Origin of the sequence: Lacrimispora sphenoides (genome assembly GCF_900105215.1) — a bacterium.
GTDB classification, from domain to species: Bacteria; Bacillota; Clostridia; order Lachnospirales; family Lachnospiraceae; genus Lacrimispora; species Lacrimispora sphenoides_A.
The window spans coordinates 2,853,097-2,878,272 of record NZ_FOIP01000001.1 but is presented as its reverse complement, the minus strand read 5'-3'; the positions used below and the strand labels follow the sequence as shown (position 1 = coordinate 2,878,272).

Genomic DNA, 25,176 nt, shown 5'->3' with positions numbered 1-25,176 from the left:
TAAGTTACAACCTTTACGGGAATTATACCATAATCTACCAAAAAGTAAAACGTATTTTCATTTTTTTTGTAACATTTTTACAATATTTTTAGCTTTCCTGGGTTCCGGCAGTCTCAAAACCTGCGATCCTCATGAACTCTTCCCCTGTTATGGTTTCCCGTTCCAGGAGATATTCTGCGATCTCATGCAGCTTTGTAACATTTTCCTTAAGAATATTAAAGGCCTTCTGATGCTGTTCCTTTACGATTCTGATTACGGTATCATCGATCTGCTTTGCCGTTTCAGGAGAACAGGCAAGAGTGGTGTCTCCGCCCAGATACTGGTTGGTTACGGTCTCAAGGGCCACCATATCAAACTCATCGCTCATACCGTAACGGGTCACCATAGCCCTGGCAATTCTGGTAGCCTGTTCGATATCATTGGAAGCGCCGCTGGTGACTGTATCAAATATCAGCTCTTCTGCCGCCCTTCCTCCGGTAAAGGTGGCGATCTTGCTTAAGGCAGCCTCCTTTGTCAACAGGTGGCGTTCTTCTTCATCCACCTGCATGGTATAGCCGAGGGCGCCGGAAGTTCTTGGAATAATGGTGATCTTATGAACAGGCGCTGAATGGTTCTGGCAAGCAGCAACAAGCGCATGCCCTACCTCATGATAAGCAATGATCTTCCTTTCCTTGGAATTAACAGAAGCATCCTTTTTCTGGTATCCTGCGATTACTACCTCTACGCTTTCTTCCAAGTCTCTTTGGGTTACGGTCTTTCTGCCCATCCGGACTGCCCGGAGCGCCGCCTCATTAACAATATTGGCAAGCTCTGCACCGCTGGACCCGGCCGTGGCAAGTGCGATTCCATGAAAATCCACATCATCGGACAGCTTTACATTTTTGCCGTGAACCTTTAATATGGCCTCCCTGCCATTAAGATCAGGAAGCTCCACAGGGATCCTGCGGTCAAAACGGCCCGGCCTTAAAAGAGCTTTATCAAGGGAATCCGGACGGTTGGTGGCTGCCAATATGACAACGCCTTTTCTTCCGTCAAATCCATCCATCTCAGCCAAGAGCTGGTTTAAGGTCTGTTCCCGTTCGTCGTTTCCGGTGAAGCCGCCACCGTCACGTTTCTTGCCTATGGTATCAATTTCATCGATGAATACGATACAGGGGGCCTTTTCAGTGGCCTGCTTAAATAAGTCCCTGACCTTTGCCGCACCCATACCCACAAACATTTCCACGAATTCAGAACCAGATATGGAGAAAAACGGCACATGTGCTTCACCTGCTACCGCCCTGGCAAGGAGTGTCTTACCGGTTCCGGGAGGGCCTACTAGCAGGGCACCTTTGGGAAGGGATGCACCGATATCCGCATACTTCTGGGGGTTATGAAGAAAATCCACAATCTCCGTTAAAGCTTCCTTTGCCTCCTCCTGGCCGGCCACATCCCGAAATGTTTTTCCTGTCTCGGATTCCGCATAGATCTTCGGATTGGATTTTCCAAAGCTCATGGCATTGCCGCCGCCCATCTTTTTTTGTATCTGCCCGGATAGAAAATTCCCCAGAAACACAAAGATCAAAATGGGAATGATCCAGGTAAGCAAAATGGAAAGCAAGGGGGACATCTGCTCTACAATCGCCTTTTCAAAAGAAACGTCATGGGCTATCAGCCTTTCGGTAAGTGTATCATCCGGCCACAGTCCGGTCTTATATACATCGTACACAGGCTTGCCTTCCCAGTCCTTCTTTCCGGTATCTGATTTAAACTGGATCTCTGTTTCTGTCTTTGCAACTGCCTGAACTTTCCCCTGGTCTACCATCTCCAGAAACGTGCTGTAGGGAACCTCAGTCACGGATTTGGACTGAATCCATGGAACCGTCAATGCATTAAACAATATCATTACTAATAAAACGATTACATAATAAAAAATAAACGGTTTTTTCTGCTTATTTTGTGTATTATCATCTTTCAAACCCATAATTCTCCTCCTTTTCTTTTGTTACTCCTTAAGAACCGATTTTACAAATTCTTCCGCGTCCTTAAAATCCTGTTCATTGGGATGCAGCATCCCATCCTCATATGCGGATATCATGGCTCTGATCTGAGGAGTGTCGTGAATCGCCTGCATTTGCCTGTACTTTTCTAAAATCTGGGGAGCCATCTTTCCTCCGCACATAAAACAGCCAAGATATTCATTATCATCAGGAAGGAATACAGCCACCTGCTTTTCCACCTGTTTATAATATTCTTTATTTCCGGAAAGCCCGCAGGTTCCAAACAAAGCAACCCGTTTGCCGTGGAGATCCGAAAGAAAGTCAAGCACTTCCGTTTTACAGGTTCCCCGGTTATTCCAGAAACCTACAAAATACGTATCCGCTTCTTCTCCATGAAGTTCCTCCAGACTGACAATATCCTTGGATTTTCCAGGAAGGGTTTTAAAAATTTTCATGGCAACCTTCTGGGTATTTCCAGTATTACTTGTATATACAACTAAATAGTCCATACATTCAGCCTCCTATGAGATTAAAATATACCAAATCTAGCTATTTATCAAGAGATTGCGGAAAATGTTAATACAATTTATGTAACTTTTAGAATCTATATGGCAAAATGCACGGTTATTCCCTTAAAATTTGAAAAAGCTTTGGAACTGCTGACACCCAGCCATTCCAAAGCTATATTTTACCATTCTTAAGAAATAATTCCTGCTGCATCCTTTATGATGCTGCAGGTTTTTTCAATATCCTCATCTGTATGTGCCGCAGAAAGAAACAAAATTTCAAACTGGGAAGGAGCCGTGTAAATGCCGTGCTCCAAAAGATAATGAAAATAGGTTCCATACTTAACCGTGTCCGAAGCCAGAGCTGTATCAAAATCCACCACCTGGCCTTTTGTGAAAAATACGCTGAAAAGAGAGCCTGCCTGATTCACCCAGGTTTCCGGAAGCGTTTCCTTAAGAGTTTTCACAAGCTTTCCAGCCTTTTCTTCCAGAGAAGAATAGATTCCCGGCTGCTCCATCAGGGTCCTGATGGTAGCGATTCCAGCTGTCGTTGCAATGGGATTGCCGGAAAGGGTTCCTGCCTGATATACCTTTCCCAAAGGAGAAACCACCTCCATGATCTCCTTCCTTCCACCATACACTCCCATCGGCATTCCACCGCCTGCGATCTTTCCGAGGGCTGTCATATCAGGAGTAACACCGTAATATCCCTGTGCGCCTCCAAGCCCCATACGAAATCCGGTAATGACCTCATCAAAGATGAGAACCGCTCCATACTTTGCCGTAATTTCCCTTAAAAATTCCAGAAAACCGGGCTTTGGCGGAACGAGCCCCATATTGGCTGCCACCGGCTCCACCACTAGCGCTCCGATGTCATCGGGAAATTCCGAAAACAGCTTTTTAACGGAATCCTCATCATTATATCTGGCTAACAATGTGTGCTGGGTATAGGAAGCCGGTACACCGGCACTGTCCGGTGCAGATTCTGTCAAGGCACCGGAACCAGCCTTAACTAAAAGTCCATCGGAATGTCCATGATAGCAGCCAATAAACTTTACGATCTTATCCCTTCCCGTATAGCCTCTTGCCGCGCGGATCGCACTCATGACCGCTTCTGTTCCGGAGCTTACCATACGCATCATCTCCATGGAAGGCATACACTCCCTGATAAGTGTTCCCAGAACCAGCTCCTTTCTGGTAGGCGCGCCAAAAGATAAGCCGTCAAGACAGGCCTCTCTCACCGCTTCCACCACAGGCCCGCAGGCATGCCCAAGAATGGATGGCCCCCATGAATTCACGTAATCAATGTATTCATTTCCATCCTCATCGAAAATATGGGAGCCTGACGCCCGTTTTACGAAGACCGGTACTCCTCCCACGGAGCCAAAAGCACGAACCGGGCTGTTGACCCCGCCCGGGAAATACTCCCTTGATTTTTCAAATAATGTTTTTGATTCTTCTATTTTCATTCTAACTGACTCCTTTTCAATCCGTAAGATAGCTTTCGTTTCTTGTTAAATTGATCATTTAATACCCAGGCGCATGCGATAACAGAAGTCCGCTTCCATCATCTCACCGGCGAATAAGCACTGTATTGTCTCAATATATTCATCCAGAGCACTCTTAATTAAATCCGACTTATGTTTCATGATGCTTTGGAGTCCGCTTTGGCTTAACGTCATACTGATAAATCTTTTGGCATCACAGGATTCTCTGTTTGCAAAAACAATTTCTCTTTGATAACGAAAGTAACCGCTATTATTGATATTGGACAGATGTTTATTTTTATCCCATCTTATATAATCATCTTTCAAATCCTCATGTTCTTCCTCCAGGCAGCTGACTTTATAAAATAGCTGCTTATGGGCAAGCTCAGCTTCCCATTTGCAGACAGGCGGCCAGTCGTAATCGACCGCAGCAAATATACCGCCGGACTTTAGTATGCGGTTTACTTCTGCCAGAGTTAATGCAGGGTTCATCCAATGAAAAGACTGGGAACAGATAACAACATCAGCACAATCGCTGCTTAAACCTGTCTCATGGGCGAACGCTTTCTTAAACGAAATGTTTTTATCTGATTTCTTATTGGCGGCCAGGAACATATCATCACTTGGTTCAATACCGATAATGGCGTTGCAATGGTTTTTCCATGCAGTTGTTGATAAGCCCGAACCGCAGCCTAAGTCAACTACAATATTTGCCTTCTTATTTAAATATCTTGTTATGATCTCGATCGGATATTCTGGCATTTCCGGCCTTGCCTGATCATAGACATCCGCAAATCCTAAAAACCGATCCTTATTCTTCATTTCCACATTCTTTATTGATGGATCCAATGAATCATCTCCTATTCCTATTTCCAATCCCGGCAAATGGCTTCCGTTAACCCCTGGATGCTGTAAACCCCGGCGATGATATCTGCCTTTCTCCCATGCCCTATAAGGGCTTTTGCTGTTATATCCCCGATGCAGACCACTTTAAGACCTGCCAGGGCTTCCTTTATTTCCTCATTTGCCTCCCGGAAAAAAGCCTCTACACCGGAAGCGCTTGAAAAGGTCAGATAGTCCAAATGCTTTAAGGCTTCCGTCCTTTTTTCCGTCTCCAGGCCTGCCAGGGCCACATCATAGAGAACGATGTCATCATAAGAAGCTCCGGTTTCATCAAGAATCTCATTCAGCTCCTTGGAGCCGCCTGAGGATCTGGGGATCAAAAGCCTGTCTCCCCCGGAAATCAAGCCTTTTAAGCCTTCCGCCAGATCCTGTACCTGATATTTCTCTGGTAAGTAATCTGCAGAAAAGCCGTGCCGCAGCAGTTCATCGGCCGTTCCCCTTCCGACCGCGGCAAATTTCACATGACCCACCGACCGGAAATCATGCCCACATTCCAAAAGCCCATGGAAAAATTCTCTTACTCCATTGGCGCTGGTAAATACAATCCATGTGTAGGACGGCAGGTTTTCATATGCTTCCATCATTTCCGCTCCCTTTCGGTAGGACTCGATCAAAAGGCTCAGTATGCATTCCGAAGCTCCTCCAAAAGATTCCAGCTTTTTTCTCAGCCTTTCTGTAAAGGTGTCCGTTCCTGTTACTCCAATCCGGCACCCCATAAGGGGCTGTTTTGACGTAGAAGAAAAATCAAGGGAAGCCACTTCTCCAACCACAAGGATAGCAGGACTTTCTATTCCAGCCACCAGCACCTTTTCCTCAATATTTTCTATGGTCCCGCGGATGGTTCTCTCTCCGGGAAGAGTTCCGTTTTGAATAACCGCAGCAGGTGTCTCCCCTGGTTTTCCCTGGTTTAAAAGGCCCTTTACGATGAGGGATAAGTTCCCAAGTCCCATAAGAAAAATCAATGTGCCGGAAAGCCTGGCAAATTCATCAAAATCAGGAGGAAGCGTTCCTTCCTTTGAGAGTGTGTGTCCGGTCATGACGTGAAAGCTTCTGCTAAGCGCCCGGTGGGTCACCGGGATCCCGGCACTTGCAAGGGCGGCGACCGCAGAGGTAACTCCAGAAACCACCTCATAAGGGATTCCTGCCTCAGAAATAGCCATGATCTCTTCTCCACCCCGTCCAAATACAAAAGGATCACCGCCCTTTAGCCTCACAACTGCAAGACCTTCCCTTGCCAGCTCTACCAGAAGCTGATTAATCTCCTCCTGCTTCATAGAATGACGCTCGGCCCGTTTTCCTACATAAATCTTCCGGCATTGGTCAGGTACCTCATCAAGAAGGCGTGGAGAAAGAAGGGAATCATAAACCACTGCGTTACACACCCGCAGCCTTGACAACCCTTTTTCCGTAATAAGCCCCGGATCTCCCGGACCAGCCCCTACCAGATAGACGACTCCTGTTTCCTTCATAGCATCCTCCTTATTACGCAAGGCCATCGGCGGCCTGCCGCGCCAGCCTGTCAAGTTCCCCGGTTCCTCCCCAAAGATGGATCCGCTTGATTTCTTCCCCTCTCCTGCTGATTCCAAGAACCTCCATATCCCCGCCTCCCAGTCTGGAATACACGCCGATGGGTTCATGACAGCCGGCATTTAAATGCCTTAATATTTTCCGTTCTAAAGAAAGGCACATCCTGGCTTCTTCATCCTCAATATGCTTTACCACCGCTTCAAGACCGGAATCCAGCCGTCCTTCCACCGCTAGTATCCCCTGGCCTCCAGCCGGAATAAAGGTCTCACAATCAAAACAATGGTAATCATACCGGCTGTCTTCCCAAAGTCCCAGACGCTTTAATCCGGCAGCCGCCAATAGAATGCCGTCATAAGAGCCTTCCATGAGTTTTGAAAGTCTGGTCTGTACATTTCCCCTTAAATTCTCGCAGCGAACCAAAGCTCCCGGCCACATGGCCGTTCCAATCTCCTCCATCTGAATCTTCCTTCTTAAGCTGGAGGTTCCAATTATGATTTCCTTTTTTCCGGAAAGGTTACTTAAAGCTGGTGTCACCAGAACATCCCTGGGATCTCCCCGCTCCAGAACTGCCACAATTCCCAGCCCCTCTTCCAGCTCCATGGGCAGATCCTTGGCGCTGTGGACTGCAAAATCAATCTCCCCCCGCAAAAGGGCCTGCTCAAATTCCGTCACAAATACGCCCTTTCCTCCAAATTCCAAAAGCGGCTTATCAAGAATCCGGTCCCCTTCCGTCTGCTTTAACACCAGTTCTGCCGATAAGCCGTTACCTGCCTTTTTAAGAGCCTCTGCTACCAGATTTGCCTGGGCCACGGCCAAAGCACTTCTTCTTGTTCCAATACGAATGGTATTACTTTTCATGCTCCGCCAGTTTCCTTTCTATCAGTTCATCTGCCTGTTCTCTGGTATAATCTCCCTGGCGGATCCCCTCCTCTGTCATAGTTTTAAATATTGACCTTCTGACAGGTAGGGAGTCTACCCTTTCTCTTACCATATCCCTGTATGAGCCAAGCTGCTTTGCCAGGCCGCCAAGTCCCCCAGGTATGGCTTCTTTAAGCGTTTCTTTTAAATACCGGGCAAGGGCCGGAGAGCTTCCGCCTGTGGTAATCCCCACCGTGATCTCTCCATCTTTAATAAGAGCTGGAAAAATAAAGCTGCATTCCTCCTGGTTGTCCGCCACATTGACTGGAATCTTCTGTTCCCTGCACCAGATGGATATCTGCCGGTTTAATCCTTCATCTGAAGTTGCCGCTATTACAAAATCCATTTTCTCCAGGTCAGATTCTGCAAATTCCCGGCACCACCATGTGAGTCTTCCCTTGTTTTCTTTTATCAGCCGTTCCAACTCGGGAATCACTTGCGGAGCCACAACTATAATATCCGGACCATAATCCATAAGTGTCAGAGCCTTGCGGCAGGCGACCGATCCTCCGCCTGCGATCAGGCATCTTTTCCCTTCAATATCAGCAAAAAACGGGAAATAAGCCACGGTCATCCCTCCTTAATCCAGCGTTCTAAGCCATCCAGGGTTTTAAGTACCACCTTTAATTCTTCACTGGAAACATGGTCCCTGATCTCAAAGAGAAGGGTATCCAGACGTTTTCCCGCAAATGCTTCCTTAAGTTCTTCCATTCTCCGGATGTATGGATGGAACACCACCTCCTTGATGGCCCCATCTAAGTCCTCTTCCATGATTACGTTTGCCCGGTCCAATTCCTTTCGTTTAATTTCCGTGTTGTTTTTTGAAAGTGTTTCAAAATAGTCGATGTTATAAAGAGTCAGCCCTTCCATTTCTTCAATCTCAGGGTCCATGTCCACAGGAACTGCCACATCCATGAACAGCCGTTTTTTCCCAGGAGTCACTTGCTCTGACAGTTCTTCACAGGTCACAGTGTAATGGGGGCCGGAAGTGGCACTGATGACAATATCCATCTCATCCATATACTGATAGCGGTCCCTGTAATCCACGACCTTCACCCTGTCCCCCTTTACCTCAAAAGTCAGATCGGACTTATGGCTTCTGACCGTGCCGGTGACATGGATTCCGGACTTGCTTAAAATATTTTTTGTTATAGTATTCCCCATTTTACCGGTCATGCCGATCACCATCACATTCTTATCACCGCCCTCTTTTTCAAAGCGGAACACCTCATTGGCTACAAGAGTTGCAACGGATAGGGGCGTTCTGGATAAATTGGTATCCGTCTTGATCCGTTTGGCACAGGCAAACGCCCTTTGGAACAGCACATTCATTTCGTAATCCACTGCCCCCTGGTCTTTAGACATCTCATAGGCACCCTTTACCTGCCCTAAAATCTCGTCTTCTCCCAGCACCATGGAATCGAACCCACAGGCCACTTTAAACAAGTGCCCTATGGCGCTTTCCCCACCGTAGATATTTAGATATTTCAGCAGTTCTTCCAGTCTAATTCCTTTAAAATCAGCAGCCTCCCGCTGAAGTTCCCCAATTGCATGCTTTGTTCCTGAAACATAAATCTCACTGCGGTTACAGGTGCAAAGCACAACTACACCAGTCACCGCTTTCTTCTTCATAAGCCGTTCTATAAACTCCGTCTTCTCATTTTCATGAAAGGCGAATTGTTCCCGGATATTCACAGAAGCCTTTTTATGGCTTATACTCATACAATACATCATTTTTCCAGCTTTCTTAACGTTAGAATCAGTTCATAAAAACTCCTATCTATTCTAACATAAGAAGACAGAAAAGAGCAACCGGACATTCCAGGGCTCATAGGATTAAGCGAAAATGCCCCCTTCCATGCAAACGGGTTTTAATATTACACTCGTTTGCCTGGAAGGGGACATATCAAAAATGGCAATACTTTTTATTCAAATGGGAACCGGTACTGGCTTAATCCCAGTTCATCCCTGATCTTAATAAGCTCTTTCTGAACTGCATCATTGATCGGCACACCGCTGTTTTTGCGTTCCTGCCATACCAGATACTCTTTCTCACCTGCCGTATAAATGTGGTCTTCCCCAGGAGCTTTGACAGAACCGCGAAGATCCCGGAGAATATCGCCGCATGTCTTTTTAAAGGAATCCAGGCCCATAAAGGCTTCCGTATCAATGGCAATGAAGAAATGGCCTAAATGGAAGGGAATCTTTTCTCCCTGTTCTCCAATGCCTGTTAAGGCTCTTAAGAAATTCCCCTGCTGCAAAGCTGCAGAAAGAATTTCAACTACAGTGGCATAGCCATATCCCTTGTAGCCTGCCAGTTCTTCACCGATTCCGCCTAAAGGTGCGAGGGCTGCTTTTCCCGTATTTAAATCAGAAAGAATCTGGTCTGAATTCGTCTGAGGCTGCCCGTCCCGTCCGATTACCATACCGGAAGGAGTGGACTTGCCGATACGGGAATAGTATTCGATCCTGCCTCTCTGAGTAATGGAAGTCGCACAGTCCAGCACAAAGGGGAATTCCTCATCCGTAGGCATACCAAAGGTAAGAGGATTCGTTCCCAGCATATTTTCCACGCCAAAAGTAGGAGCAATGGAAGGCCTTGCGTTGGTTCCCGTAATTCCGATACAGCCTGCCTGGGAAGCCATTGTTGCATAATAGCCAGCAATGCCGTAATGGGTGGAATTGCGGGCAACCACCATGCCCATGCCATATTCTTTGGCTTTCTCGATGGCCATATTCATGGATTTTACACCGATTACCTGGCCCATGCCGTCATGGCCGTCCACAACCGCTGTGGTTCTTGTTTCCTTTACTACCTCAAAATTTGTCACCGGGTTCTGGATTCCCGCTTTGATACGGTCCAGATAAATGGGCTTAAAGCGGTTTACCCCATGAGATTCAATTCCCCTCTTGTCAGACTCCAGCAATACATCCGCACAGACTTTTGCGTCTTCTTCCGGAATCCCATACCCCTTAAATGCATCCACTACAAAATCCGTAATTGTCTTCCAATCCACAATGTTTGTTTTGGTTCCCATAATTACCTCCTGTATTTTTTAAATTTATTTAAAAACATTGGCTCCCATATGACAGAAACCGCTGCTTTTTCATCAAAAGGTTACTGCGTTTCACTCCAATTACTTTCTTGACTTTAAATAAGCATTCTTCCCCTCTTCATAGAGATTATTTCCTTCGCAGTCGATAACAACCACCAAAGGCATTTCTTCTACGTAAAGTCTGCACAAAGCTTCTGCTCCCAAATCCTCATAAGCGATGGGTTCCAGCTTTTTGATGCATTTGGCAAGCAACGCTCCTGCTCCCCCGATGGCGCCAAAGTAAACACCGTCATACTTTTTTATGGCTTCCACCACATCCGGCTGCCTGGCTCCTTTTCCGATCATTCCCCTGGCTCCTACGGACATCATTGTGGGAGCATAGGCGTCCATCCGGCCGCTGGTAGTAGGTCCTGCAGACCCGATTACCTGGCCCGGCTTTGCAGGCGTGGGGCCCACATAGTAAATCGTGGCATCCATGGGATCAAAGGGCAGCTTTTCGCCTTTTGCCAGGGTCTCACACATACGCTTATGCCCGGCGTCCCTGGAAGTGTAGATATCACCGGTCAGATAAACCGTATCTCCTGCGTGAAGGGTTTTAGACAATTCTCTTGTCAAAGGCAGTGTAATATGCTTTATCATTTTTATCTCCAATCCGCCGCTGACGCATACGGCACGAAAAAGTAAGGAAAAGCGGCGTGCGTCTTTCACCGTTTGAGTCTTTCAAAGACATTAGACTACTTCCGTTTTATGGCGAGTCACATGACAGTTAATATTGATGGCACAGGGCATGCCTGCGATATGGGTAGGCATGGTTTCAATGTTCACCCCAATGGCAGTGGTCTTACCTCCAAAGCCCTGAGGTCCGATTCCCAGAAGGTTGATCTTCTCCAGCATTTCCTTTTCCAGATCTGCATAGTAAGGATCCGGATGAGAGGAATCCAAATCTCTCATCAAAGCCTTTTTCGCCAAGAGAGCTGCCTTGTCAAAGCTGCCTCCTATCCCTACACCCACTACGATGGGAGGACAGGGATTGGGACCTGCGGCAGATACGGTTTCCAGAATAAAATCCTTGATTCCCTGGAGTCCTGCGGAAGGCTTAAACATGCGGAGTGCACTCATATTCTCGCTGCCAAAGCCCTTGGGTCCTACCGTAATTTTCACCTGGTCTCCCGGAACGATTTCCGTATAGATTAAAGCAGGAGTGTTATCACCTGTATTTCCCCGCCTTACCGGATCTTTTACGACAGATTTTCTTAAAAATCCCTTTTCGTAGCCTCTGCGCACGCCTTCATTGATTGCTTCGGTCAAATCCCCGTCAATCAAGTGGACATCCTGGCCGATCTCCAGAAAAACACAGGCCATGCCCGTATCCTGACAGATAGGAACATCTTCCCTTTCTGCGATTTCAAAGTTCTCGATAATATTGTCAAGAACCCCGGCGGCAATGTCCCAGTCCTCACAGGCGCGGCAGGTTTTGATCGCCTTCTTCACGTCTTCCGGTAAGTACTGATTTGCATCAATGCACAGCTTTTCTACTACGTCGATCAATGTCTTTACCGATATTTCTCTCATTTTTCCTCCTTCTTGCCCATGCTTTTTGGGCAGAGCCTGCCCCAGGGTGAGCGCCCCTCTAAAGCGCGAATCCCGAGGGCATATAGGTATCCCCGCAGGGGACTTCCTCCTCCTTATAGCTGCCCCGCTGTTCTGGCATACTTTGGCAACAGCAGCGGGGAAATATTATCCGTAACAATACCGGCCCTTTGACGCTCCTCTTCCATCTCTCTTATATGTGACAAAGTCAGCTTCCCTGTATGTATGTCTTTCACGCGTCTGGCCGCACATATTCCGGCATTGCGGCCAAAAACAATAATATCCAGAAGAGAATTCCCCATCAGCCGGTTCCTGCCGTGAATCCCTCCCACCGCTTCTCCTGCCACATATAAGTTCTCTATGGTGCTCTGGCAATCCGCTCCGATCTCGATTCCGCCGTTTTGATAGTGGAGGGTAGGATAGATCAATATAGGGGTTTTTCTCATATCGATTTCATATTTTAAATACATTCGCAGCATTCCGGGAAGACGCTTTTCCAGAGTTCCTTTCCCATGAATCAAATCAATCATGGGAGTATCCAGCCAGATCCCCTTCCCAAGAGGAGTGACAACTCCTTTCCCGTTTGCGCACTCTCTGATAATGGAGGCGGCGGACACATCCCTGGTCTCTAATGGGTGCATGAAAGCCTCACCCCCGGCATTGACTAACATGGCGCCTAAGGAACGGACCTTTTCCGTGACCAAAGCCCCATAAATCTGCTCCGGAAAAGCAACACCCGTGGGATGGTACTGAAGGGTGTCCTGATAGAGAAGCTTTGCCCCTGCCCGGTAAGCTAAAACCAGGCCGTCGGCCGTGGCCCCGTAGTGGTTGGAGGTGGGAAATCCCTGATAGTGGAGCCGTCCGGCTCCCCCTGTGGCCAGGATAACGGTTTTTGCCCTGGCTGTCAGAAGCTCTCCTGTTTCCATATTCATAAGAACTGCTCCCGCCGCTCTTCCCTCCTCATCTAAAATGAGTTCAATGGCAGAGGTATAATCAGCTAAGGAAATCGGGAGGTTTAATACTTCATCCCGGAGCACTCTCATGATTTCCGCACCCGTGTAGTCAGCCGCAGCGTGCATTCGCTTTCTGGAGGTACCGCCGCCGTGTGTGGTGATCATGTTTCCGTCTTTATCCTTGTCAAACATCACTCCAAGCTCATTTAACCATTTAAGGGCTCCCGGAGCTTCCATGACCAGCTTTTTCAAAAGCTGTGGCCGGTTGGCGAAATGTCCCCCTCCCAAGGCGTCTAAGTAGTGGATCTGGGGGGAATCGTTCTCTTTGTCCGCAGCCTGGATCCCGCCTTCCGCCATCATGGTGTTGGCATCCCCCAGGCGGAGCTTCGTGACGATCAATACCTCTGCCCCTGCCTTGGAAGCCTCAATGGCAGCTGCACAGCCTGCTCCCCCTCCTCCGATGATCAGAACATCCGTATCGTAATCCGGAGATGATAAATCCACGTCAGTGTCTTTGATCCGGCTCCTGGCCTGCAAAAGGACTCCCAGTTCCCTGGGCACTTTTTCTCCCTTATTGGGGCCTGCCTTCAGTGTGACAAACTCTTCCTCTTTATAATCCGGGTGATAGGCTTTCAGCAGCTTTTCCTTTTCCTCGGCCGTCATTCTCCTGGGCTCAGTCTCCATCCGCTCTTTTCTGGTGGCCTCGACCTTTTTTACGGAATCCATCATCTTGGCTGTAAACATGTCTATTCCTCCTACTTTTCGATTTCCCTGGTATTATAAAGGTTTTTCAGTTCTTCCAGGGGTTTTGCCATGATCGCTTCGATCAGCTCCGTAAAATCACCAGCCTCTACCTCTCTTACCCGGTTGGTTAAGTGCCTTGACTCCGGAGCCAGATATTTTCCAGTGATCCGTCTGGCTAAAAGTCCCACCTGGGGATGGGAAATCCCAGCCGGGCACCTGGAAGAACAGATCCCACACATCACACAGTCAAAGGACTCTTCGGCACACTTTTCCAATTCCCCTCTCTGGGCATATGCGATGTACTGCATGGTGTCAAGACCCTGGGGACAGCTCTTGGTACAGGCTGCACACCCGATGCACTTGTAGATTTCCGGATACAGCTCCATCATGACCTGTTCGTTGACTGAAACCTTGCTTATGTCATAAACCTCTTTTACCAGAGGAAAAAAGGGAAGGGTTGCTACATACATATTTTCCCGGACCTGGGTCTGGCAGGCCAGGCAGGTCTTTAATTCCCTGTCTCCCTTGATACGGTAAATCGTTGCACAGGCTCCGCAGAAACCACACCTGCAGCCGCAGCCCCGCACAAGCTGGTATCCTGCGTATTCCATTGCTCCCATTATGGTTAAATTGGACGGAACCGTATATTTTTTACCGAACAGATAAACAGTAATCATATCATTCATTGGTCAACCTCCTAATATTCAGAGGGCAGGACGCCCAATTCATCATAACGGAACACCGGTCCATCCTTACAGACATACTTAGAGCCTATGTTGCAGCGTCCGCATTTTCCCACTCCGCATTTCATCTTAAGTTCCATGGTCGTATAGATTTCAGTACTGGCAAATCCCATTTCTTCCAGTGCCTGAAGCACAAATTTTATCATAACAGGCGGGCCGCAGACCAAAGCGATTCTGTCGTTTGAAAACTTCAGTTCCCTGACATAATCAGGCACAAAGGCCACGTTTCCTTCCCAGCCTTCTTCCTCCCGGTCAATGGTCAGATGCACACGGAAGCCCTCCACGTTTGACCAGTCTTTCCTCATTTCTTCTAAATCCACCAGATCCTCTGCCGAACGGGCTCCGTAAACAATGTCCACCAAGCCGTAATCCGCCCGGTTATCAATGACGTAATGAATCACAGACCGCAAGGGTGCGATTCCGATCCCTCCGGCGATAAAGAGCAGGTTCTTTCCTTTTAAATCCGTATCAACGGGAAAGTAATTGCCATATGGACCACGCAGGGCAATCTCCTGCCCCTCTTCCATCTGGTGGAGCCAGTCGGTGAGGCAGCCGCACTTTTTAATGGAAAACTCCATGTAATCCCGGTTGGTTGGTGAGGAAGTGATGGAAAACATGGCTTCCCCAACTCCCGGAATAGAAAGCATGGCACATTGTCCCGGCATATGTTCAAAGGGTTTTCTGCCCTCTGACCCATTTACGCGGAAGGTTTTCACATCCGGTGTATCTCTTCTTACATCTGTAATCACGCCGATTCCCGGGATCAATACATTGGTTCTGTTACTCATCGTTTCCTCCTTCGGCGTCTGTCTCTCCAAGAGCTTTTATCACTCTGACAATATTTAAGGAAGACGGGCATTTGCGCAGACACCTTCCACAGCCCACACAGGAATATACTCCGCCGTTGTTTTCCGGAAAATATACCAGCTTATGCATGAATCTCTGACGGAACCGCTGCATTTGGCTGTTTCTGTTATTCCCATGGGACATCTCCGTAAAACCCGGATACATGCAGGAATCCCAGCAGCGGAACTTCCTGATTTCATGGCCTGCGTCGTAGTCGCATATATCATAGCACTGGCAGGTAGGGCATACAAACGTGCAGATCCCGCAGCCTAGGCAGGTGTCGGATAAGGTTTCCCATTGTTCCGACTCAAACAAATCCATAGAGGAATCCGGATGTTCAAACCGTCCCAGACTCAAATTCTTAAGGGGCAGAGCTTCTAGCTTTTTCCGGATCTTTGCTTTCTGCTCTTCTGCTTTTTTACGGTCCCCCTCCTCAAACAAACCTTCGACTAATTCCGTTAATGCTTCTCCCTTTTCGGTCAGGCTTTTCCAGTAAATTTCTCCGTCTGCGATCCAGACGGACACATCCCCTCCCGGCCAGGCAGGATCGATGCCAAAGGTTTGGCAAAAGCAGGTGTCTTCCGGATTCTCACAGGCCAGAGCCACCACATATCCATTCCTTCTTTTGGACTCATAGCAGGAATCGCAGGGCGAGCTTAGGAATACCCGGTCCAGGATCTCAAAGCTTCTCCGGTCGCAGGCTCTTACACCAAAATAAACAGAGCTTATTTCCTCCGCCTCTTCGGGAACGATGGAAAGACTACCCTCTTCTCTCCGGGAGCGGTATAAAGTTTCTGACTGGGGAAAGAAAAAGGACTTGGGTGCATGATCTGTCAAAAGAGTATCAAGACATACGGTATCTCCCTCATTCCATGGAAAGAACGAGACACTTCCCGCCTTTTCCATGGGAGCAAATACCTGGTGCTCCTTTGAAAGTTCCAGTAAAAGCTCGTCAAGATGTTTCAATGGCATTTTTAACATTAAGACACACCGCCTTTCCCGTATACGGCCGAAATTTCCGGATCAGACTCCTTAAACTCCGTTAACGGAGACTTAGCTTCAGGATTTTCTCCTGCCTGATAGGTTCCGTACCGTTCATTAATTTCCTGGATCATTTTCCGGTTAAGCAGATGGAGAGGAATGTTCTGGGGACAGACCCGGCTGCATTCCCCGCAGTCCGTGCACCTTCCCGCCACGTGAAAGGCTCTTATGATATGAAACAGATTTTCTTCAAAAGCATCGGAATTTGCCTTTGCCTCTATTCCGGAATCCCGGTTGTCAAACACGCATTTGATGCAGCTGCAGGCAGGACATACGTTGCGGCAGGCATTGCAGCGGATGCATTTGGAAAGCTGTCCACGCCAAAATGCAAAACGTTCTTCTGCAGTCATCTGGTTTAATTTCTCTTCTTCACTGGAGGGAACCGGAGCCGGAACGGTCAGATCCGATTCTATGATCTGGTCGAAGGCTTTGAAATCATTGCCCTTACAGGAGAGGCATTTAAAGAGAAGACCCTTTTCATCCCTCATTCCACCGCAGGGAACGCCCAGAATGTAAACCTTTTCCTTATTTACCCGATTCTCCGATAAAAGCTGGTTAAATCCATATGTATCGCAGGGCTTTAAAAGGACCAGTACCTTTCCTTCTTTTTCCATTTCTTTTATCAGGAATTTGCTTAAATTTACACCGCAGTGCTCATTGTAAACAAGACGGGAAATACGTTCCCGGCTCCGGAACAGGGCGGGAGCCGCGTCATAGTCAAAGAGTCCTTTTTCCCATGCCAGAATCCGGTTTACCTCTCCATTATCCCAGAGCTTTTTACACGTTTCTTTTATGGTCTTTTCTATGGCATGCATCGTAAATCCCTCAGCTTTCTGTTTGGACCCAGTTCTTTTATCGTCTGGGTGAAGGCATTCATGGTCGCAGAGAACTTGGCACCCTCTGCTGCGGAAATCCATTCCACCCTGGTTCTTTCCCTTTCGATTCCCAGGTAGTCCAACATGTCAAACAAAAGGGCCATCCTTCTTCTGGTATAGTAATTGCCTGTGGAATAATGGCAGTCACCCGGATGGCAGCCGGCTAAGATCACACCATCTGCCCCCTTTTCAAAGGCCCTTAACAAGAATAAGGGATTCACCCTGCAGGAACAGGGGACCCGGATAATCTTTACTTCTGCCGGATAGGAAGAGCGGCTGGAACCCGCCAGATCGGCCCCTGCATAGCTGCACCAGTTGCAGCAAAATGCCAGGATGAGAGGCCGGAACTCCTTGTTGCTGTTATCTTCTATCTGCATATCGCATCTACCTCCGCCATAATCTGTTTTGCAGTAAATCCCTTTAAGTCCATGGCTCCGGATGGGCAGGTCACCGTACAGGCTCCGCAGCCCTGGCACACCGCTTCGTTTACCATAGCTATCCTCCGCGTTTGCCTGACCCCATGATCCCAGATCTCTCTCACTTCGTAGTCAATCGCTCCGTAAGGACAGACTTTGGAACAGCCCGAACACCCGCTGCACAAACGTTCCTCTGCCATTGCCACTTGAGGGTTATTAAGAAGCTTCTTTCTGCTTAAAAGACCGATGACCTTGGCTGCGGCTGCTCCTGCCTGGGCCACTGTCTCCGGAATGTCCTTGGGACCCTGGCAGGTTCCTGATAAAAATACTCCGGCAGTGGGACTTTCCACGGGCCTCAGTTTGGGATGGGCCTCCGTAAAAAAGTCATTGGTGTCCATACTGGCCGTGAGCATCGTAGCCAGAGCCCTGGCTGATTTGTCCGGCTCTATGGCCGTTGCCAATACCACCATATCCGTATGTAATAGAAGCTGTTCTCCAGTCAGCAAGTCGGATGCCTGTACTAACAGCTTACCGTCCTTTTGCTCCATGACCTTTCCCACCATTCCCTTCCGGTAATCAACGCCGTAATCTTCCACTGCCCTTCGGTAAAATTCGTCGAAATTCTTTCCCGGTGTGCGAACATCAATGTAAAATACATGAACATTGATGTCCGGATATTTGTCACGGATCATCATGGCGTGTTTGGCCGTGTACATGCAGCAAATCTTGGAACAGTAGCTCTTTTCCCTGCAGGATTCCCCCCGGGAGCCGACGCACTGGACAAATACCATATCGTTTGGGTGCTTGCGGCTTGAAGGCTTTACCAGTTCTCCCTTTGTGGGGCCGGCGGCGTTCATCAGCCGTTCCAGTTCTAAGGAAGTGATGACGTCGGGACTTTTGGAATACTGGAATTCGTCAAACCGTTCCACGGATATGGGCTGAAACCCTGTGGCAGCCACAATGGCTCCGTATTTCCTGGTGATCATCTCATCCTGCTGGTCAAAGTCAATGGCTCCCACGCCGCAGGCCTTTTGGCATAAGCCGCATTTACCGGTCTTAAAATGAATGCAGGCTTCCCTGTCAATGGACGGTATGTTGGGGATTGCCTGGGCAAAGGGGATATAAATGGCCGGCCGGTTATCCAGCCTTTCATTAAATTCGTTTCCCGTTTTCTTAGAAGGGCATTCTTTCGTACACGCTCCGCAGCCCGTACACTTCTCTTCCAGTATGCTTCTGGCTTTTTTCCGGATATCAACGGTGAAATTCCCCACAAATCCTTTTACCTTCTCCACTTCACTATAGGTAAACAAACGGATCTTCTCGTGGGCTGCTGCGTCCACCATCTTAGGAGTGAGGATACAGGCCGCACAGTCCAAAGTGGGAAACGTCTTATCAAGCTGAGCCATTTTTCCGCCTATGGTAGGTGATTTCTCTACAATGTCAACTTCAAATCCTGCATCCGCAATATCAAGGGCCGTCTGGATTCCCGCAATTCCTCCCCCGATCACCAGAGCCCGTTTTGTCACCGGGGTTTCTCCCGCTGTCAATGGTTCGTTGAAACGGACCTTGGCAATTGCCGCCTTTGCCAATAGAATCGCTTTTTTCGTTCCTTCTTCTTTATCTTTATGGATCCAGGAGCATTGCTCCCTGATATTGGCGATTTCTACCATATAAGGATTCAGTCCCGCAGTCTGTGCAGCTTTGCGGAACGTAGCTTCATGCATGCGCGGGGAGCAGGAGCATACCACGATTCCGGTCAGCCCCTTTTCCTTTATGGCATTTTGGATCATAAGCTGGCCGGCTTCCGAACACATGTAGGAATAATCAGATGCAAAAACAACTCCCGGTTCTTTCTTCACAGCTCCTACGACCTCACTTACATCCACAGTAGCCGCTATGTTGCTTCCGCACCAACAGACAAAAACTCCTATTTTCTGCAAATTCTTCCCCTCCTTTCTTTTGTCACCTGCTGTACTTTCTGAATGCTGCCATTAGGGCCTGCTGGGGAAGCGAAGGATCCAGCCGCTCCGCTATATCCTGGGGTTTCAGCCGGTTCCCCTCCGACGCCCTTAACTTTAAAACCTGGACGGCTTCTATGAGTTTCTGAGGCTTTACCCCTCTGGGGCACCGCTCCTCACAGACCAGACAGGACATACAGTAATACTGGGATTCCGATTCCAAAAGAGGGGTGATATGATTGTTTTGAACCATTTCTACAAATTGATGAGGGTGATATTCCATCTTTTCAAATGCAGGGCAGGAAGCTGTACATTTTCCGCATTTCATGCATTTTAAGGGGTTCACACCGCTGATCCTTAAAATTTCTTCCCTCACGTTTCTTCCTCCTGTTCTTTCACTCCCAAAGCTTCAGCAAAAAGTTCTGTAAAATAGTAGACCGGAATGCCATCCTTCATACCGCCGTTTTCCAGATTGTATTTACATAGGGGACATGCCGTAATCATGCCTTCCGCTCCCTGGTCCATAGCAGCTTCCATAATAGAGGAACTTTTTTTAGAAGCAAATTCCTCATCTTCCATGGTCACATATCCGCCGCAGCACTCGTTTTTTAAAGCGTAGTGAACCGGTTTTGCACCGATTGCAAGGAGAAACTCTTCCATAACCGAAGGATTTTCCGGATCGTCAAAATTCATTACTTCAAAAGGCCTTAAAAGCAGGCAGCCATAATAGGGAGCTATCTTCTTTCCATTAAGAGGTTGTTTTACTTTTTCCCTGATCCGGTCAAAGCCTATCCGGTCGCGAAGCAGTTCTAAGTAGTGGATCACCTTTGTCTCACCTTCATAACCATTCTCAGGTTCCAGATAAGCGTTGATCTTCCTCCTTATTTCTCCGGAGGTCTTTACATCCTCATTCACTCTTTTTATCACGTGGTGACATGCAGAGCATACAGTCACCAGATCCTGCTTTTTATCCCCGGCCTCTCTTAATGCGCGCACAGGAGAAAGGCGTGTAGCCAGTTCGTCTGCCATCCCAGGGTAGACGCCTCCGCAGCATTGCCAGTCTTCTATCTCTTCCAGCTCAATCTCAAATATTTGGGCACAATCCCTGGCATAGCGGTCCAGCTTCTTCGCCTTTGCCTTCAATGTGCAGCCCGGATAATAGCTGTAAACCATTGTATAAAACCTCCCAACCTCTTACATTGATAATAATTTATCATATATCAGAAGTGAGCGGAATCATTGGAAAGTATTGAATACATTATGTAAGTAAAATAAATGGACTTGCGTTTCTTACTTACGTAATTCATTCTTTACTTTCTTATTCTTCTTTTTTCGCCAGGGTTCTCCTATAATGATTAAAAATTAAAGGAAAAGGAGATTTTTTATGGCAAAGTATGTAATGGCATTGGATGCGGGCACAACAAGTAATCGGTGTATTCTGTTCAATGAAAAAGGGGAAATATGCAGCGTTGCTCAAAAGGAATTTACTCAGTATTTTCCAAAACCCGGCTGGGTAGAGCACGATGCAAATGAGATTTGGTCCACGCAATTGGGGGTTGCAGTGGAGGCTATGTCCAAAATAGGTGCTTCAGCAGAAGACATTTCTGCAATCGGAATCACCAACCAGAGAGAAACTACTATCGTATGGGATAAGGCAACCGGCGATCCCGTTTATCACGCAATCGTATGGCAATGCCGCAGAACTTCTGAATATTGCGATTCCTTAAAGGCAAAAGGATTGGTAGACACCTTCCGCTCCAAAACCGGACTGGTCATTGACGCTTATTTTTCCGGAACTAAATTAAAATGGATTCTGGATAACGTAGAAGGCGCAAGAGAAAGGGCCGAAAGAGGAGAACTCTTATTCGGAACCGTAGAAACATGGCTGATTTGGAAACTGACGAAGGGACGGGTTCACGTAACCGATTACTCCAACGCTTCCCGGACCATGATGTTTAATATCAATACCTTAGAATGGGACGATGACATTCTTACAGAACTTAACATTCCAAAGTCCCTGCTGCCCCAGGCAAAACCCTCAAGCTGCATATACGGAGAATCCGACTCTCAGTTCTTTGGTGGTCCTATTCCGGTCAGCGGTGCGGCAGGGGATCAGCAGGCAGCACTTTTCGGGCAGACCTGCTTTACCGCAGGAGAGGCTAAAAATACATATGGAACCGGGTGCTTCTTACTGATGAACACCGGAGAAAAGCCTGTATTCTCCAGCAACGGCCTGGTAACTACCATTGCCTGGGGACTGGATGGAAAAGTGAATTATGCCCTGGAGGGCTCCATCTTCGTAGCAGGAGCCGCCGTCCAGTGGCTTCGGGACGAACTGAAATTCATTGATTCCGCTCAGGATTCCGAATATATGGCACGCAAGGTAAAAGATACCAACGGCTGTTACGTCGTTCCTGCATTTACAGGACTGGGGGCTCCCCACTGGGATCAGTATGCCAGAGGCACTGTGGTAGGAATTACACGGGGCGTGAACAAGTGCCACATTATCCGCGCCACCCTGGATTCCCTGGCCTATCAGGTCAATGACGTGCTGCAGGCAATGAGATCGGATTCTGGAATCGAGCTGGCCTCCTTAAAGGTTGACGGAGGTGCCAGTGCCAACAATTACCTCATGCAGACACAGGCAGATATCATAAATGCACCTGTAAACCGCCCTCAATGTGTGGAAACTACTGCAATGGGCGCCGCTTATCTGGCAGGCCTGGCAGTGGGATATTGGGAAAACAAGGAAGATGTTATAAAGAACTGGGCCATTGACAGGACCTTTGAACCTGTTATCTGCGGGGAAGAAAGAACCAAGAGGATCAATGGATGGAACAGAGCTGTGAAATATTCCTTTGATTGGGCAAAAGAAGATTAGAAAACTAAATAAAAGTTTCAGGGAGGAAACGTATGTTAATGTATATAGCAGAATTTTTAGGAACTATGATTTTGATTTTGCTTGGAGATGGCGTGGTTGCCAATGTTAACCTGGATAAGTCCGGTATGAAGGGTGGAGGTTCCGTCCAGGTCTCCTTTGCTTGGGGGTTAGCGGTTATGATACCTGCTTTCATCTTCGGCGCAGCTTCCGGAGCCCATTTTAATCCGGCTCTTACCATTGCCCTGGCGGCAGACGGAAGCCTTCCATGGGACCTTGTTCCGGGATATGTGATCGCACAATTTGCAGGAGCATTTACCGGTGCAATCCTGGTTTACTTATTGTTTAAGGATCAGCTTGACGCAACGGAGAGCCAGGCCACGAAACGAGGTGTTTTCTGTACTTCACCTGCGATTCCCAACACCGGCCGCAATCTGTTAAGTGAAATTATCGGAACATTCGTTCTTGTATTTGCCATTAAAGGCATCGGACAGACAGGAGCGGTTCCTGGACTAGGTAACTTCTTTGTGTTTGGAATCATCGTTTCCATCGGTATGTCCCTTGGAGGTTTAACCGGATACGCCATCAATCCTGCCAGGGATTTAGGCCCCCGGCTCGCTCACGCCGTTCTTCCTATCAAGGATAAAGGCAGCTCCAACTGGAAATATGCTCCCGTCGTGTTATTCGGGCCCCTGATCGGTGCCTTAGCTGCAGTACTTCTTTACAGCGCGATCCCCTGGGCATAAATATACCTTTACTATCCTGCTAATGTGACCAATAAGAAAAGAAAAAGGCCGGAACACCTGCCCAGTGTTTCCGGCACTTTTCTCACTCTGCCAGGCACTCCTCTTCGATTATGTAACGGTAAACAACACTGGGCCTTCCTCCGGTGTTATAATCAATGTCACTGATAACCCTCTGCTTTTCCAACAGATAGTTCATGTACCTTCTGACCGTCACACTGGACAACCGTACCTCTTTGGCTATCATATCGCTTGTCATTGGATCCAGCTGGTGCACTTTCATATAATCCAATATACTGCTTAAGGTAGCTTCTTGGATTCCCTTACTGTTTTCTTCTGCCTGGGGCAGAGAAGAAATGTAAAAAAGCTTATCTAATTGGGACTGGGAGAAATTACGAGGTTTCAGCAGTTCCTGACTTTTCGTAAACTTCTCCAAAGCATGGTTAAACCTGGTATATTCAAATGGTTTTATCAGATAGTCGATAATTCCAAGCGAAAGAAACTTCTTAACATGCTTTACATCATTGGCGGAACTTACTACTATGACATCCAGATCCTTCTCCTGTCTCCGGATCTCCCGCAGAAGCTCCATTCCATCCATTTTCGGCATATACAGTTCCGTGATGGCCAAATCTACGGAATGCTCCTCTAAGTAGTTTAGAGCATCCTGTCCATTGCTAAAACAACCGCATACTTCCATATCTTTATTTAATTCTACAAAATGACGATTAATAGAAGCAACGATAGGGTCATCTTCAATGATGATTGTCTGATACATATTTTTCAACCCCTCCTGCAAATAATGGCTTCAAATAAGATACCTTTTTTCATCCAACAAAAAAAGCGCACACAAAAGACAACCTTTCAGTTGTCCTGCTGCGCTCTCTTTCTCTCTGGACCGATATAAACTATTATAACATACCATAATCTCTATTTCAATAACGAATCCGGTTGAAATCCTTATATTCCGGCCCTGACTGCCTGAAGCTGCCTGGTCAGTTCCGGAACAATTTTCTTCCAGTCACCGGTAATCCCGTAATCTGCGACCTCAAAAATGGGGGCGCTTTCATCCTTATTGATTGCAATGATCAAATCAGACTCTTCCATACCTGCCACATGCTGGATTGCCCCGGAAATTCCTACGGCAAAATACACATTGGGACGAACGGTCTTTCCGGTCTGCCCCACCTGTAAATCCTTGGGCTTCCAGCCCGCGTCCACAACGGCCCTTGAGCAGCTTACCTCTCCGCCCAGTGCACTTGCAAGCTCTTCCAGCAGGCGGAAGTTTTCCGGACAGCCTATGCCGCGCCCCCCTGACACCAGTATTTTAGCGTCCATAATGTCAGCTGTTTCATTTACGGCTTTCACAATCTCCAGAATCTCTGTATCGTACATGCTATGATGAAAGCCAGGATTTAATTCCTCGATCACAGCCTTTCTACCCTGAATCTTCCCGGCGGTACGCATCACTCCCGGACGGACCGTAGCCATCTGAGGCCGATGATTGGGGCAGGCGATGGTCGCTATGGTATTGCCGCCGAAAGCGGGGCGCGTCATCAGAAGCTGATCATGCTTCTGCTCCTTACCCGAAACTGGATGTAACGGAAAATCTCCGATTTCCAGCTTTGTGCAATCCGCAGTAAGCCCTGTTGCAATTCTGGCCGACACTTTGGGCCCTAACTCTCTTCCTACAGCAGTTGCGCCTATGAGAACGATTTCCGGCTTGTATTCCCTGATTGCAGAAGCAAGTGCATGGGTATATGGCTCTGCACGGTACTCCTTAAACTCCGGTCCGTCCACGACGATCACCCTGTCGGCACCATATGCGGCAAGTTCATCCGCCAGCCCCATAATTCCATAACCAATAAGCACTGCGGTCACATCTGTATTTAAATCCTTCGCAAGTTCCTTACCTTTTCCAAGCAATTCAAATGCAATGCTGTTTAACCGGTTATCTGTCTGCTGTGCAAAAACGCAGATCCCTTTGTATTCTTCCAAATTCATATTGCCTGC

At 47.7% G+C, this 25,176-nt stretch carries 24 protein-coding genes; 2 read left to right on the top strand and 22 right to left on the bottom strand.

Annotated features, from left to right (window positions below; translation table 11 throughout):
• Nucleotides 1-88: 88 nt before the first annotated feature.
• The 20 genes from ftsH to BMW45_RS13025 all read right to left on the bottom strand — a co-directional run bounded on the left by ftsH (nucleotide 89) and on the right by BMW45_RS13025 (nucleotide 20,715).
• Entirely contained in the window at nucleotides 89-1,963 is a 1,875-nt protein-coding gene (gene ftsH / locus BMW45_RS13120; RefSeq protein ID WP_092244284.1) for an ATP-dependent zinc metalloprotease FtsH, read from the bottom strand.
• A gap of 21 nt (nucleotides 1,964-1,984) precedes the next feature.
• A complete protein-coding gene (bilS, locus tag BMW45_RS13115) occupies nucleotides 1,985-2,488 on the bottom strand; it encodes a flavodoxin family protein BilS (RefSeq protein WP_054790372.1) in 504 nt (167 codons plus the stop codon).
• Between the two features lie 188 nt (nucleotides 2,489-2,676).
• On the bottom strand, nucleotides 2,677-3,954 hold the full coding sequence (hemL, locus tag BMW45_RS13110; protein ID WP_092244281.1) for a glutamate-1-semialdehyde 2,1-aminomutase: 1,278 nt from the start codon (nucleotides 3,952-3,954) through the stop codon (nucleotides 2,677-2,679).
• 54 nt (nucleotides 3,955-4,008) lie between these two features.
• Complete coding sequence (locus BMW45_RS13105; RefSeq protein ID WP_242883016.1) at nucleotides 4,009-4,821, bottom strand: class I SAM-dependent methyltransferase; 813 nt, start codon at nucleotides 4,819-4,821, stop codon at nucleotides 4,009-4,011.
• Between the two features lie 17 nt (nucleotides 4,822-4,838).
• Entirely contained in the window at nucleotides 4,839-6,344 is a 1,506-nt protein-coding gene (gene cobA / locus BMW45_RS13100) for a uroporphyrinogen-III C-methyltransferase (protein WP_092244278.1), read from the bottom strand.
• A 13-nt stretch (nucleotides 6,345-6,357) separates the two neighbouring features.
• The gene (gene hemC / locus BMW45_RS13095) at nucleotides 6,358-7,260 is read right to left on the bottom strand and encodes a hydroxymethylbilane synthase (RefSeq protein ID WP_092244275.1); all 903 of its coding nucleotides are present in this window, start codon (nucleotides 7,258-7,260) and stop codon (nucleotides 6,358-6,360) included.
• The gene (locus tag BMW45_RS13090; protein WP_242883014.1) at nucleotides 7,250-7,894 is read right to left on the bottom strand and encodes a precorrin-2 dehydrogenase/sirohydrochlorin ferrochelatase family protein; all 645 of its coding nucleotides are present in this window, start codon (nucleotides 7,892-7,894) and stop codon (nucleotides 7,250-7,252) included. The genes hemC and BMW45_RS13090 overlap by 11 nt, the downstream gene beginning before the upstream one ends.
• The gene (gene hemA / locus BMW45_RS13085) at nucleotides 7,891-9,042 is read right to left on the bottom strand and encodes a glutamyl-tRNA reductase (protein ID WP_242883012.1); all 1,152 of its coding nucleotides are present in this window, start codon (nucleotides 9,040-9,042) and stop codon (nucleotides 7,891-7,893) included. Before hemA ends, BMW45_RS13090 begins: the two co-directional genes overlap by 4 nt.
• Nucleotides 9,043-9,245: 203 nt before the next feature.
• The gene (locus BMW45_RS13080; RefSeq protein ID WP_025234486.1) at nucleotides 9,246-10,358 is read right to left on the bottom strand and encodes an Ldh family oxidoreductase; all 1,113 of its coding nucleotides are present in this window, start codon (nucleotides 10,356-10,358) and stop codon (nucleotides 9,246-9,248) included.
• Nucleotides 10,359-10,457: 99 nt separating this feature from the next.
• Nucleotides 10,458-11,015: a Fe-S-containing hydro-lyase gene (locus tag BMW45_RS13075; protein ID WP_054790403.1), complete on the bottom strand. Its 558-nt coding sequence runs from the start codon at nucleotides 11,013-11,015 to the stop codon at nucleotides 10,458-10,460.
• A gap of 90 nt (nucleotides 11,016-11,105) precedes the next feature.
• A complete protein-coding gene (locus BMW45_RS13070) occupies nucleotides 11,106-11,948 on the bottom strand; it encodes a fumarate hydratase (RefSeq protein WP_025234488.1) in 843 nt (280 codons plus the stop codon).
• A gap of 113 nt (nucleotides 11,949-12,061) precedes the next feature.
• Nucleotides 12,062-13,663 (bottom strand): FAD-dependent oxidoreductase, encoded by a 1,602-nt coding sequence (locus BMW45_RS13065; RefSeq protein ID WP_092244269.1) that lies wholly within the window; start codon nucleotides 13,661-13,663, stop codon nucleotides 12,062-12,064.
• 11 nt (nucleotides 13,664-13,674) lie between these two features.
• On the bottom strand, nucleotides 13,675-14,349 hold the full coding sequence (locus BMW45_RS13060) for a 4Fe-4S dicluster domain-containing protein (protein ID WP_092244266.1): 675 nt from the start codon (nucleotides 14,347-14,349) through the stop codon (nucleotides 13,675-13,677).
• 11 nt (nucleotides 14,350-14,360) lie between these two features.
• Entirely contained in the window at nucleotides 14,361-15,194 is an 834-nt protein-coding gene (locus tag BMW45_RS13055; protein ID WP_092244263.1) for an FAD/NAD(P)-binding protein, read from the bottom strand.
• Nucleotides 15,187-16,233: a 4Fe-4S dicluster domain-containing protein gene (locus BMW45_RS13050; protein ID WP_092244260.1), complete on the bottom strand. Its 1,047-nt coding sequence runs from the start codon at nucleotides 16,231-16,233 to the stop codon at nucleotides 15,187-15,189. The genes BMW45_RS13055 and BMW45_RS13050 overlap by 8 nt, the downstream gene beginning before the upstream one ends.
• The gene (locus BMW45_RS13045; RefSeq protein ID WP_092244257.1) at nucleotides 16,233-17,108 is read right to left on the bottom strand and encodes a 4Fe-4S dicluster domain-containing protein; all 876 of its coding nucleotides are present in this window, start codon (nucleotides 17,106-17,108) and stop codon (nucleotides 16,233-16,235) included. The genes BMW45_RS13050 and BMW45_RS13045 overlap by 1 nt, the downstream gene beginning before the upstream one ends.
• A complete protein-coding gene (locus BMW45_RS13040; RefSeq protein ID WP_025234494.1) occupies nucleotides 17,096-17,545 on the bottom strand; it encodes a hydrogenase iron-sulfur subunit in 450 nt (149 codons plus the stop codon). Before BMW45_RS13040 ends, BMW45_RS13045 begins: the two co-directional genes overlap by 13 nt.
• Complete coding sequence (locus BMW45_RS13035; RefSeq protein ID WP_092244254.1) at nucleotides 17,536-19,524, bottom strand: CoB--CoM heterodisulfide reductase iron-sulfur subunit A family protein; 1,989 nt, start codon at nucleotides 19,522-19,524, stop codon at nucleotides 17,536-17,538. Before BMW45_RS13035 ends, BMW45_RS13040 begins: the two co-directional genes overlap by 10 nt.
• Nucleotides 19,525-19,546: 22 nt before the next feature.
• The gene (locus tag BMW45_RS13030; protein ID WP_025234496.1) at nucleotides 19,547-19,918 is read right to left on the bottom strand and encodes a 4Fe-4S dicluster domain-containing protein; all 372 of its coding nucleotides are present in this window, start codon (nucleotides 19,916-19,918) and stop codon (nucleotides 19,547-19,549) included.
• Nucleotides 19,915-20,715 (bottom strand): CoB--CoM heterodisulfide reductase iron-sulfur subunit B family protein, encoded by an 801-nt coding sequence (locus BMW45_RS13025; RefSeq protein ID WP_092244251.1) that lies wholly within the window; start codon nucleotides 20,713-20,715, stop codon nucleotides 19,915-19,917. Before BMW45_RS13025 ends, BMW45_RS13030 begins: the two co-directional genes overlap by 4 nt.
• Before the next feature lie 211 nt (nucleotides 20,716-20,926).
• On the opposite strand from BMW45_RS13025, the gene glpK reads away from it, so the two are divergent.
• Both glpK and BMW45_RS13015 read left to right on the top strand, forming a co-directional pair.
• A complete protein-coding gene (gene glpK / locus BMW45_RS13020; RefSeq protein WP_025234498.1) occupies nucleotides 20,927-22,423 on the top strand; it encodes a glycerol kinase GlpK in 1,497 nt (498 codons plus the stop codon).
• A gap of 32 nt (nucleotides 22,424-22,455) precedes the next feature.
• The gene (locus BMW45_RS13015) at nucleotides 22,456-23,166 is read left to right on the top strand and encodes an MIP/aquaporin family protein (protein WP_054790381.1); all 711 of its coding nucleotides are present in this window, start codon (nucleotides 22,456-22,458) and stop codon (nucleotides 23,164-23,166) included.
• An 82-nt stretch (nucleotides 23,167-23,248) separates the two neighbouring features.
• On the opposite strand, the gene BMW45_RS13010 is transcribed toward BMW45_RS13015, so the two are convergent.
• Both BMW45_RS13010 and BMW45_RS13005 read right to left on the bottom strand, forming a co-directional pair.
• A complete protein-coding gene (locus BMW45_RS13010; RefSeq protein ID WP_025234500.1) occupies nucleotides 23,249-23,941 on the bottom strand; it encodes a response regulator in 693 nt (230 codons plus the stop codon).
• A gap of 182 nt (nucleotides 23,942-24,123) precedes the next feature.
• Nucleotides 24,124-25,167: an electron transfer flavoprotein subunit alpha/FixB family protein gene (locus BMW45_RS13005; RefSeq protein WP_092244248.1), complete on the bottom strand. Its 1,044-nt coding sequence runs from the start codon at nucleotides 25,165-25,167 to the stop codon at nucleotides 24,124-24,126.
• Between the last annotated feature and the right edge of the window lie 9 nt (nucleotides 25,168-25,176).

Excerpts from the sequence above, each read along its gene's own strand:
- hemL (WP_092244281.1), bottom strand. The coding sequence starts at position 3,954 with ATGAAAATAGAAGAATCAAAAACATTATTTGAAAAATCAAGGGAGTAT.
- BMW45_RS13060 (WP_092244266.1), bottom strand. The coding sequence starts at position 14,349 with ATGAATGATATGATTACTGTTTATCTGTTCGGTAAAAAATATACGGTT.
- BMW45_RS13040 (WP_025234494.1), bottom strand. The coding sequence starts at position 17,545 with ATGCAGATAGAAGATAACAGCAACAAGGAGTTCCGGCCTCTCATCCTG.
- BMW45_RS13070 (WP_025234488.1), bottom strand. The coding sequence starts at position 11,948 with ATGAGAGAAATATCGGTAAAGACATTGATCGACGTAGTAGAAAAGCTG.
- cobA (WP_092244278.1), bottom strand. The coding sequence starts at position 6,344 with ATGAAGGAAACAGGAGTCGTCTATCTGGTAGGGGCTGGTCCGGGAGAT.
- BMW45_RS13080 (WP_025234486.1), bottom strand. The coding sequence starts at position 10,358 with ATGGGAACCAAAACAAACATTGTGGATTGGAAGACAATTACGGATTTT.
- hemA (WP_242883012.1), bottom strand. The coding sequence starts at position 9,042 with ATGAGTATAAGCCATAAAAAGGCTTCTGTGAATATCCGGGAACAATTC.
- bilS (WP_054790372.1), bottom strand. The coding sequence starts at position 2,488 with ATGGACTATTTAGTTGTATATACAAGTAATACTGGAAATACCCAGAAG.
- BMW45_RS13010 (WP_025234500.1), bottom strand. The coding sequence starts at position 23,941 with ATGTATCAGACAATCATCATTGAAGATGACCCTATCGTTGCTTCTATT.
- BMW45_RS13025 (WP_092244251.1), bottom strand. The coding sequence starts at position 20,715 with ATGGTTTACAGCTATTATCCGGGCTGCACATTGAAGGCAAAGGCGAAG.
- BMW45_RS13015 (WP_054790381.1), top strand. The coding sequence starts at position 22,456 with ATGTTAATGTATATAGCAGAATTTTTAGGAACTATGATTTTGATTTTG.
- BMW45_RS13050 (WP_092244260.1), bottom strand. The coding sequence starts at position 16,233 with ATGTTAAAAATGCCATTGAAACATCTTGACGAGCTTTTACTGGAACTT.
- BMW45_RS13090 (WP_242883014.1), bottom strand. The coding sequence starts at position 7,894 with ATGACCGTGGCTTATTTCCCGTTTTTTGCTGATATTGAAGGGAAAAGA.
- BMW45_RS13055 (WP_092244263.1), bottom strand. The coding sequence starts at position 15,194 with ATGAGTAACAGAACCAATGTATTGATCCCGGGAATCGGCGTGATTACA.
- hemC (WP_092244275.1), bottom strand. The coding sequence starts at position 7,260 with ATGAAAAGTAATACCATTCGTATTGGAACAAGAAGAAGTGCTTTGGCC.
- BMW45_RS13005 (WP_092244248.1), bottom strand. The coding sequence starts at position 25,167 with ATGAATTTGGAAGAATACAAAGGGATCTGCGTTTTTGCACAGCAGACA.
- BMW45_RS13045 (WP_092244257.1), bottom strand. The coding sequence starts at position 17,108 with ATGCATGCCATAGAAAAGACCATAAAAGAAACGTGTAAAAAGCTCTGG.
- BMW45_RS13075 (WP_054790403.1), bottom strand. The coding sequence starts at position 11,015 with ATGATAAAGCATATTACACTGCCTTTGACAAGAGAATTGTCTAAAACC.
- glpK (WP_025234498.1), top strand. The coding sequence starts at position 20,927 with ATGGCAAAGTATGTAATGGCATTGGATGCGGGCACAACAAGTAATCGG.
- BMW45_RS13065 (WP_092244269.1), bottom strand. The coding sequence starts at position 13,663 with ATGTTTACAGCCAAGATGATGGATTCCGTAAAAAAGGTCGAGGCCACC.
- ftsH (WP_092244284.1), bottom strand. The coding sequence starts at position 1,963 with ATGGGTTTGAAAGATGATAATACACAAAATAAGCAGAAAAAACCGTTT.